Origin of the sequence: Aeromicrobium sp. WCS2018Hpa-31, from assembly GCF_031843905.1 — a bacterium.
GTDB lineage: Bacteria > Actinomycetota > Actinomycetes > Propionibacteriales > Nocardioidaceae > Aeromicrobium.
Genome location: NZ_JAVTJF010000006.1, coordinates 58,532 through 71,909 on the forward strand (window position 1 = coordinate 58,532; position 13,378 = coordinate 71,909).

General features: G+C 69.3%; 10 protein-coding genes and 1 tRNA gene. 5 read left to right on the forward strand and 6 right to left on the reverse strand.

Annotated elements, in window-relative coordinates; all coding sequences use genetic code 11:
• Both RQG84_RS08975 and RQG84_RS08980 read right to left on the reverse strand, forming a co-directional pair.
• Positions 1–3,396: a S8 family serine peptidase gene (locus tag RQG84_RS08975; RefSeq protein WP_311209758.1), complete on the reverse strand. Its 3,396-nt coding sequence runs from the start codon at positions 3,394–3,396 to the stop codon at positions 1–3.
• 233 nt (positions 3,397–3,629) lie between these two features.
• Positions 3,630–4,451 carry an alpha/beta hydrolase gene (locus RQG84_RS08980; protein WP_311209759.1) on the reverse strand — a complete coding sequence of 274 codons (822 nt, stop codon included), beginning with the start codon at positions 4,449–4,451 and terminating at the stop codon, positions 3,630–3,632.
• A gap of 245 nt (positions 4,452–4,696) precedes the next feature.
• Here RQG84_RS08980 and RQG84_RS08985 point away from each other — a divergent pair, with 245 nt between their 5' ends.
• The 3 genes from RQG84_RS08985 to RQG84_RS08995 are packed head-to-tail and all read left to right on the forward strand — an operon-like array spanning position 4,697 to position 7,393.
• Positions 4,697–5,782, forward strand: a complete 1,086-nt coding sequence (locus tag RQG84_RS08985) for a ferredoxin reductase (protein ID WP_311209760.1) — start codon at positions 4,697–4,699, stop codon at positions 5,780–5,782.
• 10 nt (positions 5,783–5,792) lie between these two features.
• Positions 5,793–6,980, forward strand: coding sequence for a fatty acid desaturase (locus RQG84_RS08990; RefSeq protein WP_311209761.1), 1,188 nt, complete (start codon positions 5,793–5,795; stop codon positions 6,978–6,980).
• 17 nt (positions 6,981–6,997) lie between these two features.
• Positions 6,998–7,393: a hypothetical protein gene (locus tag RQG84_RS08995; RefSeq protein ID WP_311209762.1), complete on the forward strand. Its 396-nt coding sequence runs from the start codon at positions 6,998–7,000 to the stop codon at positions 7,391–7,393.
• A gap of 16 nt (positions 7,394–7,409) precedes the next feature.
• Here the strand turns inward: RQG84_RS08995 and RQG84_RS09000 are convergent, their stop codons facing one another.
• On the reverse strand, positions 7,410–8,906 hold the full coding sequence (locus RQG84_RS09000; protein WP_311209763.1) for a serine/threonine-protein kinase: 1,497 nt from the start codon (positions 8,904–8,906) through the stop codon (positions 7,410–7,412).
• 109 nt (positions 8,907–9,015) lie between these two features.
• Here RQG84_RS09000 and RQG84_RS09005 point away from each other — a divergent pair.
• Positions 9,016–9,092, forward strand: a tRNA-Met gene (locus tag RQG84_RS09005).
• Between the two features lie 473 nt (positions 9,093–9,565).
• Here RQG84_RS09005 and RQG84_RS09010 read toward each other — a convergent pair.
• Entirely contained in the window at positions 9,566–9,817 is a 252-nt protein-coding gene (locus RQG84_RS09010; RefSeq protein ID WP_311209764.1) for a hypothetical protein, read from the reverse strand.
• 312 nt (positions 9,818–10,129) lie between these two features.
• Here RQG84_RS09010 and RQG84_RS09015 point away from each other — a divergent pair, with 312 nt between their 5' ends.
• On the forward strand, positions 10,130–11,326 hold the full coding sequence (locus RQG84_RS09015; protein WP_311209765.1) for a hypothetical protein: 1,197 nt from the start codon (positions 10,130–10,132) through the stop codon (positions 11,324–11,326).
• A 358-nt stretch (positions 11,327–11,684) separates the two neighbouring features.
• On the opposite strand, the gene RQG84_RS09020 is transcribed toward RQG84_RS09015, so the two are convergent.
• Together RQG84_RS09020 and RQG84_RS09025 are read right to left on the reverse strand one after the other, a co-directional pair.
• Positions 11,685–12,284, reverse strand: coding sequence for a cadmium resistance transporter (locus RQG84_RS09020; RefSeq protein WP_311209943.1), 600 nt, complete (start codon positions 12,282–12,284; stop codon positions 11,685–11,687).
• Positions 12,281–12,640 (reverse strand): metalloregulator ArsR/SmtB family transcription factor, encoded by a 360-nt coding sequence (locus RQG84_RS09025; protein ID WP_311209766.1) that lies wholly within the window; start codon positions 12,638–12,640, stop codon positions 12,281–12,283. Before RQG84_RS09025 ends, RQG84_RS09020 begins: the two co-directional genes overlap by 4 nt.
• Positions 12,641–13,378: the final 738 nt, after the last annotated feature.

A 13,378-nucleotide genomic window follows, 5' to 3' on the forward strand; every position in this document is an offset into this window, starting at 1 on the left:
CTACTCCTGCTCGGCCGTGCCCGGGCTGGGCTTCAGCGGCTGCGCCGTCGCCGGTGCCGCCGGAGCGGTCGAGCCGGTGGCCGACGGCGTCGGTGACGGAGTCGGCTCGGGCTCCGAGCCGGTGACCCGCACCGACCCGCTGCCGAGCACCGCGCCCTCGGACGAGACGACCTGCATCTCGCCGAACAGCACACGCCCGTCCGTGGGCTCCGCGGTCGCGGTCAGCGACCCCGTCACCTCCGCGGTGGCACCGCGAGCCAGCTGGAGCTCGCCACCGTCGACGTCGAGCGTGCCGAGGCCGCCGGAGTAGAACACGTCGAGGTAGTCGTACTCCGTGGTGCCGGTCGGCACCGCGTAGCCGTCGACCACGACGGTGTAGGTGCCGGCGTCGGGCGCCTCGAGGGTCACCGACTCCTCGGAGTCGCCGTCGGCGGACTGACCGGCCTGCGAGCCGTCGGGTCCGAGGACCGTCAGGTCGAGGTCGGCACCGGCGTCGGACGTGCTGCCGATGGTCGCCGTCAGGCTCGAGGCACCCTCGGGCACCTCGACCTCGTACGACTGCTGGTCACCGTCGTCGATGCTCTTGCGCTCCGAGAGGGCGCTGCCCAGGTCGCCGCCGCGCGGGGTGACCGCCACGGCGCCGAACTCGTTCTTCAGCGTCCAGGCCAGGTCGATCGGGCCACCGTCGGCCGCCGGAGCGACGTCCTGGGTGGCCGGCTCGACCGTGATGCCCTGCGCCGCGGCCGTGAGGGTGAACGGGTTCTCGAGCAGCGGCGACGTGCGGCGCGACTCCACCTCGATCTCCCACACGCCCGGCAGCGGGTCGGCGTAGCTCCGCGACGTCGGCTTGCAGGCCTTGGCGTCGCTGAAGTTGGTGTAGCAGGCGGTGGACGCCGTCGAGTCGACCGGCACGCCGTACGGGTTGATCGCGATGAACCGCGTCTGGCTGCGGGTCGCGATGCCCGACAGGTTCACCTGCAGGGCCTTCGAGCCCTCGGGGACCGTCACGAAGTACGACGTGGAACGGTTCCGCTCGACCGTGCCGCGGCTCTCCTGGGAGAACGCAGGCTTGGCCAGGGCCGACGACTGGACGACCGTGACCATCACGCGGTGGTCGACCACCGGGGTGGCCGGGTCGTCGATCTCGACGATGGCCGCGTGGGCACCCTGCTTCTTCGTGGTGGCCGTGACCTTGAGCGTGGCGGCCTTGCCCTTGGCGAGCGAGATCGTCCTGGGCGCCCTGAAGGTGCCGTCGTTGCCGACGATCCTCACCCGGTGCTTGACCGACTTCGCCGTGCCCGACGTGCGGGTGACCTTCACGTTGTAGGCCTTGGCCTTCTTCAGCACCTGTCCGCCTTCACCCGCGGCGCAGCGGTTGTAGACGCCCGTGCCACGTCCCGGCTCGGCCAGGAAGTCCGACAGCGGCGTGCAGACCGGTGCGTCGGTCGTGTAGTCGGCCGTGGTCGCCTTCTTCTGCAGCAGCTTCCAGGCACCCGCGACGTCGAGCTGGCCGGTGCCCTGACCGGCGACGGACTCACCCTTGAAGGGCTTGGCCGCGCTGTACAGGGCGTCGCGCAGACGCTTCGGGGTCACGGGGATCTCCTTGGCGAAGGTCCCCGACAGGAGCACGGCTGCGGCGCCGGCGGCCTGGGGCGACGCCATCGAGGTGCCGTTGAACATCGCGTACCCGACGGGCAGCGTGTAGCCGGCCTCGGCGAGGTCGGGCTGCTTGAGCCACTGCGGCACCGTCGAGATCGCCGAGCCGGGTGCGGAGATGTTCGGCTTGAAGCCGCCGGACTCCGTCGGTCCCCGCGACGAGAACGGGTGCAGGGCCAGCGGCGCCGAGACGACCGAGCCGTAGTTGGACTTCCAGGTCTCCTTGGAGATCGAGGAGGCGACGCTCACGACCTTGCCGGCGACCGACGGGTCACCGATCGTGTTGAGGCCCGGGCCGCTGTTGCCGGCCGAGATGAACAGCTGCACGCCGTAGTCGTCGATGAGTCGGTCGTAGACGGTCGCGCGGGCGTTGTTGGCGTCGTTCAGCGCCGGCAGGCCGCCGATGGACATGTTGACGACGTCGACGCCGCGGTTGGTGACGAGGTCGACCATGCCGTCGAGCAGGGCTGCGGACGTGCAGCCGCCACCCCACGTGCAGGCACGGGACGACACGATCTTCGCGCCGGGGGCCTGACCGTCCATGTCGCCGCCGAACATCGAGTTCGCGGCGGCGATGCCGGCCACGTGGCTGCCGTGGGCGTCCTCGACGATGCCGATGTTGACGAAGTCGGCCGTGCCGGGCAGGCCGTACGGCGCGAGGCTCACGTCCTCGCGGAACTCGACGACGAACGGCATGGACTCGACGACGTCGGTGCCCTTCGTGTCCGTGCCGAAGTGACCGACCTGGAACGCCTCCTCGTAGGGGCGCATCTTCTCGGCGTTGCTGAAGGTGCGGTCCTGGTTCGCGTCGACCCAGATGTCGTTGGTCGCGGTGTCGTAGAGCACGCCGAACTGGTCGGTCGTGTCGCCGTCACGGTTCACGTCGCCGCCCGGCTCGCTGCCGGCGGTGATGCTCTCGCTGAACCGGCTGACGCGGAAGTCGCCGGAGCGCGGCGCGGTCCAGGTGGCCGACGCGTAGGAGAACGTCGGAGCGGCGCTGACCTCGGTGACCATGGGGCGCCAGGTGCCGTCGCTGTCGAGCACCGGGTCGGTGCCGGTGACCCAGTCGACGATCTTGCGGTCGCCGGTGGTCGTCTTCTGCAGGGCCGGGTGGTCGAGGTCCACGCCGGAGTCGATGATGCCGATCGTGACGCCGCGGCCGTCGTACCTCGGGTTCTTCTTCTTGAAGTCGACGGTGCCGGTCTCGCGGGTGGGCATGTAGGGGTTGGCGTCGGGGGTGCCCTTGTCGGGCGCCTTCGACGGCGCGGAGCCGGCGGTGGAGGTCTTGCCGGGCTGCGGGTCGTCGATCGGGATGGTCTCGTCGAGGTCGACGGCGTCGACCTTGGAGAGCGCGGCGACCTTCTCGACGCGGGAGGTGGGGACGCTGGCCCGGACGTAGCCGAGCTTGTCGTCGACCCGGCCGACCCAGGCGCCGGCGGACTCCAGCGAGTCGACCACGGCCTCCGTGGCCTTGCGCTCGGTGGCGATCATGACGGTCACGCGCTTCGCGCCGTCGCTGCGGGCATCGGCGAGGAGCTCGCGGTCGGCCTGGCCGAGCTTGTCGGACGCGGGAGCGTCCTTCACCTCGTCGGTCTGGACGGTCCGCTCGGGAGCCTTGTCGAGCTTGGCCCGTGGATCGTCGGTGGCGGCGCCCGCCGTGCTCGCCGAGGTGACGGCGAGGGCGAGGGCGATGGTGGATGCTGCTCCTGCTCGGAGCAGAGGTGTGCGACGTGTGCGCAAGGTGGTGCGTCCTCTCTACATCCGGGCCGAGGCCCGGCGTCCCCCCGTGGGACGAGGCACGTCCGCCCGTGGGGCGTGACGTGCCTGCCCAGTCTCACCCCGGACGGCCGGGTGCGCCAGAGGCACTCGGCGCTCGCAACGCCACTTCACCGGATCGTCACCATGGTCCGCAGGCGGCACGAAGCCCCTCCCGCGTGGGCGGGAGGGGCTTCGGGTGCGGGGTCCTGCGGGTCTCAGCGCTGGAGGAACTCCAGGAGCACGCGGTTGAGCTCGTCGGCGTGGCTGACGTTGAACCCGTGCGGGCCGTCGGCCACGACGTGGACGGTGGCGTCCTTGACCGTCTCGCCGGTGCGCTTGCCGGAGACCTCGAAGGGAACGATGCCGTCGGCATCGCCGTGGACCACCAGGACCGGGACGTCGATCTTCTCCAGGTCGGCCCGGAAGTCGGTGGTGCCGAAGGCGTCGATGCAGCCGAGCATCGCCGTGGTGCTGGCGGGCTCGACGAGGGCGATCGCCTCCTGGCGCTGCTCCTCGGTGACCTTGAGCTCACCGTTCGCGCTGAAGAAGTCGGTCGTGAACCCGTCGAGGAACGCCTCGCGGCCTGACTCGACGCCCTGCTTCATGCCGTCGACGTCCTCCTGGGCGAGGCCCCCGTCGGGGTTGTCGTCGGTCTTGAGCAGGAACGGCGGGACGGCCCCGGCGAAGACGGCCGAACGGATGCGCTCCGAGCCGCGGGCGCCGAGGTAGCGGGCGACCTCGCCACCGCCCATCGAGAAGCCGACGAGCGTGGCGTCCGTGACCTCGAGCTGCTCCAGCAGCCCGGCCAGGTCCTCGGCGAAGGTGTCGTAGTCGTAGCCGGTCTCGGGCTCGTCGCTGGCGCCGAACCCACGACGGTCGTAGGTGATGACGCGGTAGCCGGAGGCGGTCAGGACGGGTACCTGCTCCGACCACGACGCTCCACTGAGCGGCCAGCCGTGGATGAGCACCACGGCCCGTCCGTCACCTCCACTGTCGGTGTACTGGATCTGGATGCCGTTGGACTCGAGCGTGGCCATGGGAGTGCCTCCGTTGCTGTCGGAAACGTACGCTCTGACTCCTTCGATTCTGGTCGTCGGACGCTGACGCGCAACTCGAACGTGCACATTCTCATCGTGCACGTGGTAACTGCCGTTCTCAGTCCGTGGACGAGTCCGCGCCGTCGCCTCGCACGGCGCCGACAACGGACGTACGCTCGCCGTGACGCACACCACAGTGCGTCGATCGACAGGCGTCCGCGAGGTGCGGGGGAGGCAGGTTCGACGTGGCTGACTCACTGATCGAGAAGTCGCCGGTGCTGCGGCGGGTGCGCAGCGTCGGCAAGGCGCTCACGACGCCCCTGCACCCCGACGACTACCTCAAGCTCATCAACCCGTTGTGGTCCGCACGCCAGCTCCGCGGCCGGGTGGAGCGGGTGGAGCAGGTGACCGAGCGATCGGCGACCCTGGTCATCAAGCCCGGGTGGGGCTGGTCCTTCGACTTCCACCCCGGCCAGTACATCGGCATCGGCGTCGAGATCGACGGCCGCTTCCACTGGCGCTCGTACTCGCTGTCGTCGGCCCCGGTCCGCTCCGAGGGCACGGTGGCCATCACGGTCAAGGCGATGCCCGAGGGCTTCTTGTCCGAGCACCTCGTGAGCGGGCTCGAGCCGGGCACCATCGTGCGGCTCGAGTCGCCGCAGGGGGACTTCGTCCTCCCGGACCCGCCGCCGGAGCGCGTGCTGTTCGTGGTGGGTGGCAGCGGCATCACCCCGGTGATGTCGATCCTGCGCACCCTCGACCGCCGCGACTCCATGCCCGACGTCTTCCTCGCCTACTCCGCGGTCGACGAGGACGACATGATGTTCCTCGACGAGCTGCGCGAGCTGGCCCAGAAGCGGGAGTCGTTCACGTTCTACGAGCGGTTCACCGACACCGACGGCTTCCTGACCCCCGACCAGCTCGACGACGTGTGCCACGACTGGACCGACCGCGAGACCTGGGCCTGCGGTCCGCAGCCCATGCTGGACGCGCTCGTGGAGCACTACGAGAAGCTCGGCCGCGAGGACGAGCTGCACGTCGAGCGCTTCACGCTCGGCGCCACCGAGACCGACGCCGAGGGCGGCACGATCACCTTCGGCGACACCGGCAAGAGCATCGAGGCCGACGGGGCCACCACGTTGCTCGAGGCGGGTGAGAAGGCCGGCGTCAACATGCTGTTCGGCTGCCGCATGGGCATCTGCCACACCTGCGACGTCCCGCTGCTGTCCGGTCGCGTGAAGGACCTGCGCAGCGGCGACGAGCACACCGAGGGCGAGTACGTGCAGACCTGCATCAGCGTCGCCGCCACCGACTGCACGCTCAAGATCTGAGGAGAGAGACATGGCCTACGCCGACGTCCGCGAGTACACCCACCTGACCGACGAGGAGGTGGAGGCGATCGGGCGCGAGCTCGACGAGATCCGCGCCCAGGTCGAGGCCGATCGCGGTCAGGCCGACCGCGACTACGTCATGCGCATCATCACGCTGCAGCGTCGCCTCGCCGCGGCCGGGCGCATCACCCTGTTCGCCAGCATGTTCCCGCCGGCCTGGCTGCTCGGCACGGCACTGCTGTCGTCGGCCAAGATCCTGGAGAACATGGAGATCGGCCACAACACGATGCACGGCCAGTGGGACTGGATGAACGACCCGGAGGTGCACTCCAGCAGCTGGGAGTGGGACACCACGCAGCCCGCGGAGCAGTGGAAGCACTCGCACAACTACATCCACCACCAGTTCACGAACGTGCTCGGCCACGACAACGACGTGGGCTACGGGATCCTGCGCATGAGCCGCGACCAGAAGTGGACGCCCTACAACCTGGGGCAGCCGATCTACAACGCGCTCCTGGCGATGTTCTTCGAGTGGGGCGTGGCCCTGCACGACCTGGACATCGAGGCGATCCGCAAGGGCGAGAAGGACCCGAAGCTGCTCAAGCGCCAGCTCAAGCAGATCGGCGACAAGGTCGGCAAGCAGGCGCTCAAGGACTACGTCGTGTACCCGGCTCTGACCGGCCCGGCGTTCATGAGCACCCTCACGGCCAACTTCACGTCCAACATCATCCGCAACGTGTGGGCGTACATGATCATCTTCTGCGGGCACTTCCCCGACGGTGCCGTGCACTTCACGGAGGAGGAGCTCGAGGACGAGACGCGCGCGGAGTGGTACCTGCGCCAGATGCTCGGCTCGGCGAACTTCCAGGGCGGCAAGCTCCTGCACGTCATGAGCGGGCAGCTGGGCTACCAGATCGAGCACCACCTGTTCCCCGACCTGCCCAGCAACCGGTACGCCGAGATCTCGGTCAAGGTCAAGGACATCTGCAAGCGCTACGGCATCCCGTACACGACCGGGCCGCTGTACAAGCAGTACGGGCAGACGCTGCGCACGATCATGAAGCTGTCGCTGCCGAACCGCCGCACGAAGGACGACGCCACGCCGCCTCCGGTCCCGCGTGGCCGTCGCCGCGACGACGAGCGTCCGGGCCGTCGCCACGAGCTGGGGCGGTGGACGAGCACCGCCGCTGCCCAGTGAGCGGTCCGACCGTCGTCGTGAGAGGCCCCGTGGTCGACGGCGCGGCACTGCCGTTCGCCTGCGTCGACGACGAGGGGGTCGGCTCGCACGACCGGGTGATCAAGAAGCGGGCCATCAGGTGCGCCCTGAGCCGCGTCTGTGGGGTGTGCGGGTCGACGCTGGCTCGACCGATCGCGTTCGTCGGCTCGTCCGACGAGGCGCTCGACGGCGAGTTCGCGTTCCCTCCCTGCCACGAGGCGTGTGCCCGGGAGGTGGCGGGCGAGGTCCGTCAGCGACTCGGCCGCGCGGAGCGTCCGCGACGCTGGGTGCTCGTGACCACGGCGGGATTCGACCTGGTGAGGCCTGCGCGGCGGGGGGAGCCGGTGTCGTTCCGGCCCAACTCGGTCCTGGCGCGCGAGACGCTCGAGTCCTGAGGGCGCCCGGCCGGCCTCAGATCGACTCGGCGCCGTCGATGAGGTAGCTGGAGCCGTCCTTGGTGAGCTGGAGCGTCACGGTCTCGGTGCGCCGGCTGCCCTCGTAGAGGTAGGAGTAGATGTAGGTGACGCGCATGGCCTCGGGATCGGGCGAGACGCGCTCGACGCGCACGTCCTCGACCTTGCTCCAGAAGCTCTCGTAGCCGGAGAGCCCACCGCTGGCCTGCTGGTACTCGGTGGTGAGGAGCTCGAAGCCCTTGCGCGGGTCGCCGGCGGCGGTCGTGACGTAGGTGTTGGCGAACTTCTCGAGCCGCTCGGCCAGCGACGTCGACTCCCCGCCGGAGCCCTCGCCTCCATCGGCCGAGGCGACGGTGCTGGAGCCGTCGTCACCGCCGGAGGTGAGGGCCACGCCGGTGACCGCCGAGGCCAGGACCGCGACGGCGGCTGCTGCCGCGAGGGCGAAGCGGCGGTCGCGCCACATCGGCGGGGGAGCGGCGTGCGAGCCCCGGCTCGGCTGCTCGGGCGGCGGGAGCGGCGTGACCCGGGTGGCGTGGGGGTCGCGCCGGACGGTCGACTCGGGCGGCGCGGTGAGCTCCGTGGCATCCGTGAACCGAACCGGCGCGACGCTCGCGGGCGCGGGGCGTGGCGGCTGGTCGTCGGCGAAGTCGTCGCGGGAGACGTGGTCGATCAAAAGGTCGGCCAGCGCCGACCGGCGCGGTGCGCCGGGGTGGACGATGTCGTGCAGCAGGCCGGCCACCTCGCGCATCGAGGCCCGCTCGTCGGGCTCCTGCTGCATGGTGGCTGCGACGACCGGTGCCAGCGGATGGTCGGCCGGCAGGATCGGCGTGGCCGAGTCGAGGATCTTCTGCACGGCGGTGATCGGGTCGTCGTCGGCGACGTCGAACGGCGGGGAGCCGGTGGCGGCGTGGAACGCGGTGATCCCGAACGCCCAGACGTCGCTCGCGGTGGTGGCGGTGCGACCGCGGGCGATCTCGGGGGAGAGGAAGGCGGGGGAGCCGGTGATCAGGCCGGTGCGGGTGAGCGCCTCGTCGATCTCGCGGCGCGCGATGCCGAAGTCGCCCAGCTTGGCCACGTCGCCGTCGGCGACGAAGACGTTGGAGGGCTTGACGTCGCGGTGGATCATGCCGGCGTCGTGCGCGGCGGCCAGGGCCCCGGCCACCTGGGCGAGGAGGCGGGCTGCGCGGTCGGCCTTCAGTGGCATGCCGTCGCACAGGTCGGCGAGGGTGGGTCCGTCGACGTACTCCATGACGAGCCAGGTGTGCTCGTCGTCGTCAGCGATGTCGTAGACGGCCACGATGTTGGGGTGGTGCACGCGCGCGGCGAGGTGCGCCTCGCGCTCGGCGCGGGCGGCGTCGATCTCGGAGGACCCGGGCGCGTGGCCGAGCCGCTTGAGCGCGACGGTGCGACCGAGCACGGTGTCGTGCGCGACCCACACGCTCGTGGCACCGCCCCGACCGATCTCCCGGTCGAGCTCGTAACGATCTGCGATCACGTCGCCTCCTTCCGCACCCACGGTACGAGGCGTTCATGAGACCGGCGACCTGAGACCGCACCCCCCGATTTGGATCGGCGTTCACCGTGCCGTAAAGTAGTGAGTGCGACGCGGGGTGGAGCAGTTCGGTAGCTCGCTGGGCTCATAACCCAGAGGTCACAGGTTCAAATCCTGTCCCCGCTACCAGACAAGATTGCGATCGCGATCTTCACCGAAGGCCTTCCAGGCGAGAACTGGAAGGCCTTCGGTGTTTCTGTCGACGTTCTTGACCCCTCGCGACCAGCTCCCGGGGGTCCCGACTGTCATGACGCCTGTCACCTCGTCACCCCCAGGTCACCCACTGCGCAACGGGAGATCTCGAAGACACTGTGGTGACAGGGTGTGCGCGATTGGCAGCGGCGCGCGTTCGGCGCACCAGTCCTTCTCGAACACGGCGACCTACGGCCGTCCTCGAGAAGGCAGCACGATGAGCTACGACCCGGACCAGCGGATCACCCGCAAGCACGCGGCGGTCCTTGCCCGCACCACAGAGAAGACACTCCTGCGCGACGAGAGGGACCGCGGACTCCTGCGTCAGGACGACCCGCAGACCAAGCAGGTCACCTACCGGCTCGGGGACCTGGTCGAGTCAGGTCGCATCCGGCTCGAGGACGTCACCATCACCTCCACGCGATCCCGTGCTGGGCGCCGACGGCCGGCCGCGTGTGGTCCCACGCCTCCTCAGGAATCTGGCTGATCTTCGCGATGTCCGGATCTGAGCCGTAGGTGCTGAAGTGGGCTGCGCGCTGGGCAGCGATCCCTCCTGCGCTGGCGAGCAGCGAGAACCGCGCGATGTCGGCACTCCTAGGGGTGCGGTCGCCGAGCTTGTCGGCGAGCGGACGGTGGACCTTGCGGTCGGTGTACTGGATCACGGGTGCCTCCTGGCGGGGTGATGCCAGGCACCGTGCGGGGGGCGACTCTTCGCGCAATGGTCACCGATGGAGAAGTTCGCACCCGCTGAAGTGGGTGGAGGCTTTTCCAACCCGGATGCAACCTTGAGAGTCGTCGAACCCGGCCCGTCGTGAACGCCGTCGGTGTCTGTCGCCAAGAAGGCGCACCGAGGTGGTCGCCGCCTCAGAGGTCCACTGGTACTGGGCCGAAGCAGGTAGAGCTCCAGCTCGGTGCCTGCGTCCGATCCACCGTCTAGCGTTGGGGCAGCGCAGCCGTGACGTCGAGAGGACCACATGTACCCACCGCCAGAGGGTCCCCTCGAATCCCCTGAGCAGATCCGAGATCTGGACGACACGTTCCTGACATCCGATCCGTTCGGGTACTTCGTGTCGCGCATCGGCATGTTGCACGCGTGGGCCGGCACCGGTGCCGGTGACACCCTCATCGAGGGTGCTCCTGAGACAGACCTCCTTGGCGACGCAGATGGTGCCGATGAGGACGGCGTCACCGCAGAGATTGGTCGCCCCGACCTCTTCCCGGTCATCGGTGCAGTCATGCGAGATGAGCACAGGTCCGCTCGCCCCACAGACATGATCACCTCGGCGCAGGTTGCTGTGGACGCCTTCGCGCTGCGTCACCACGTGGCCGAGGCGGTTCTCAGACTCTTCGTCACCGCCACCGAACGATCTCGCGGGTCCGGTGCCCCTACAGCGAGCTTGTGGTCGCGCATGACCGATGACAGGAACATCCGCGTCCATGAGCTCCTCGGTGCGGTGAGCCAGGCTGCGTCGGACCTCGGGGAGTTCGGGTTCGGGCGCCTGGTCCTCCCTCCCAGCGCGACCGCGGAGAGCGAGGCAGACCGGGCACATCTTGTGCACTTCGTGCGGCTATGCGCCGCATGGCTCGAGCGGGCGGCTGTCCTGCTCGCCCCGGCCGACCTCGACCTCAACACGGCCCACAACAAGGTCAAGCACGGGCTCGCGGTCCGTGGTCGCGCGGACTTGAGGGTGGAGTTCTCGTCGGTTGGTCCGGACGCTGACGGCAACATCCCACTCTCGGCATTCGGACCGGATGTGTCCTTCAACATCTTCGAGCGCCCCGTGCTGGAGTTCATGTCCCGACCTAGAGTCCCCGGGCGCGGGCCTCAAGGGCTCGAGGTGACTCAGCTGCAGCTGGACTACCGGCATCTCCTGGCGGAGTCGGCGATGATGGCGTTCGTCCACGGTGCCCTGTTCCACGTAGCTGCCTGCCGCCACTTCGAGGGACGTTCCGTGCCTCGAGGGCTGTCCGTTGCGGCCCATCCCGGCTTGGCCGACCAGGACGCCCTACGGCCGGATCAAGGCGGACACCAGGTTGGGTTGCGTTTTCCGATCACGGACCCGCCCGGGGGTGGCGAACCGAGACCGGCGGGCTTCTGGCATCGCGACGGGACGTCGATCTCACTCACCTACACCAGGGAACGCATCAAGGCGCGAGTCGTTGACGGCTGACCTTGCCGCGAAGGCCCTTGGGAGACCGCCTGCTCGGCTGTCGGTGAGGGTTCACGCCGCGCTCACGGCGCGGAGGCGCCCCTAGTCCGCTGACTGAGGGGCGTCTCCGCGTGTGCGTCACCGAACTGTGGCTCCGGCCTGCCCGCGGTGGGTTGAGCCCGACGCAGTGAGGGGTCGGGCTGCGTGTCGGCGAGCGCTACTCGAGCGTGCGCTGCGCCACTCGACCAATCGGCACCCGAGGCCCTGCTCGACTCGCCCTGCGTAGGCACATCGGTTCGGGTCAGGGCGTTTGCCTGTTCCGGGTGACGGCGGCTTGGCCCTGCGCCAGCATGTGCTCGACCGCTGTCCAGGCGGAGGGTCAGAGTCCGAACGCTCCGCCGCTGTAGAGGATGACCAAACCCAGGCCGATCAGGACGGCCGGGAACAGGATGTGCTCCCAGCGTTCAAGCACTTCGTCGATCCCGGGTCGGGTGGCAACGAACCTGGCTGCGAGCACCAAGGCGGCAACGAGGACGAGGAAGACGACGCAGTAGGCGGCTGTCGCGGCGGGCCCCACGTTCAAGAAGACGGGGACGTAGACGCCGATGTTGTCGCCGCCGTTGGCGAAGGTGACGGCGGCGACGGTCCACACTGCGATGGCCTTGCCGGCGACCTTCGCGTCGTCGTCATCATCATCATCATCGCGCCACGCCTGCCATGCGGCCCAGAGGCCGAGGATGAGCGGGATGAGGCCGAAGTAGGGGATCGCGGTCTCGGGCAGGAAGGCTCCGGCACCGAGCGACACAAGCACTGCCGCGGCAAGGATGCCGGCGAACCCCAGGTACTGCCCGGCCAGGATGCGCAACGTGGTTCCGGGCTGTCCCGCTCCTCGGGCGAAGAACAGTGACAGCACGATGATGTCGTCGATGTTGGTGGCGATGAACAGGCCGATGGCCTGCGCAGAGGAGGTGAGCATCAGGCTCTAGCTCCTTGGTCGCCGCAATCGGGCAGGACGCATTCCTGGTCGATGCAGGGTGCGCTCTCGTCAACCGCGAGGGTGACGTCGATGAGCGCAGTGAGAGCCTGAGTGAGGTGCGGGTCAGCGACGGCGTAGCGCGTGTGTCGGCCTTCGGGTTCGGCTACGACGATCCCGCAGTCGCGCAGGCACGCTAGGTGGTTCGACACGTTCGGCCGCGTCAGGTCTAGATCGCGGGCGAGGTCGCCGGGGTAGGCGGGGCTCTCCAGCAGAGCCATGAGTAGGCGTGAGCGCGTGGGGTCAGCCATCGCTCGGCCCAACCTGTTCATCACGTCAAGACGGTTGGCAATGGTCAGCATGTACTGAATAGTACAGCGCGCACTGAACACTGCCGTCATCGCGGTACAGACGTTGGGCGCACTCCGGCACCGGCCGGCCCCGTACGAATGGTTCGTCCATCAGGTAGACGGATAGGGGGTTGGGTTCAGGCGCCCGCCGGGATGGGCGCCCCCGTGGGTGAAGGCGCGCGGTGGCTGGGCTCGGACGCCCCCGACCGCGCCTGCTCGTGCCAGGTCATCCCGTCCCAAGCTCGTCGTAGGCGGGTCGGTGGTGCGAGCTGCGATCACCTCGCCGGCGACCTCCTTCGCTGCGGTCGGTCAGACGGCGAGCCTTCGCGATCGCCTGGCACGCGACCCGGGCCTGAAGACGTGTTTCGTCAGGCGTCCCTGCTCCTCAGCGTTGAGATGCACGGCTGGTGAAGGGCGTCACGGGCGCAGCCCTGCTCTTCCTGCAATTGGTGCAAGACCGGCTGCTGGTCGGTGGCGCACCCTGCCTCTCGCATGTGACCGGTCCCGGCACTGCGGCACCGCTGTGTAGGTCAGCTGGGCTCCTGGCGGGACGTCTCTGGAGGCAGAGCGGCTCGATCGTGGTCACGTCGGCTTCAAGGACTCGCCCTCCAGCCCGAGCGCCGCAGGTGCATGCGCCGCTTCCACCGGCAGTGCCCCCGTCGAGTCGCGGGTGGCAATCATCAGCGCCTCTCCGCCGACCACGTCATCAGCGGCGAGGACCCCCACATCTGAGGACAGGCGTCCACGTCG

Excerpts from the sequence above, each read along its gene's own strand:
- RQG84_RS08980 (WP_311209759.1), bottom strand. The coding sequence starts at position 4,451 with ATGGCCACGCTCGAGTCCAACGGCATCCAGATCCAGTACACCGACAGT.
- RQG84_RS08990 (WP_311209761.1), top strand. The coding sequence starts at position 5,793 with ATGGCCTACGCCGACGTCCGCGAGTACACCCACCTGACCGACGAGGAG.
- RQG84_RS09015 (WP_311209765.1), top strand. The coding sequence starts at position 10,130 with ATGTACCCACCGCCAGAGGGTCCCCTCGAATCCCCTGAGCAGATCCGA.
- RQG84_RS09025 (WP_311209766.1), bottom strand. The coding sequence starts at position 12,640 with ATGCTGACCATTGCCAACCGTCTTGACGTGATGAACAGGTTGGGCCGA.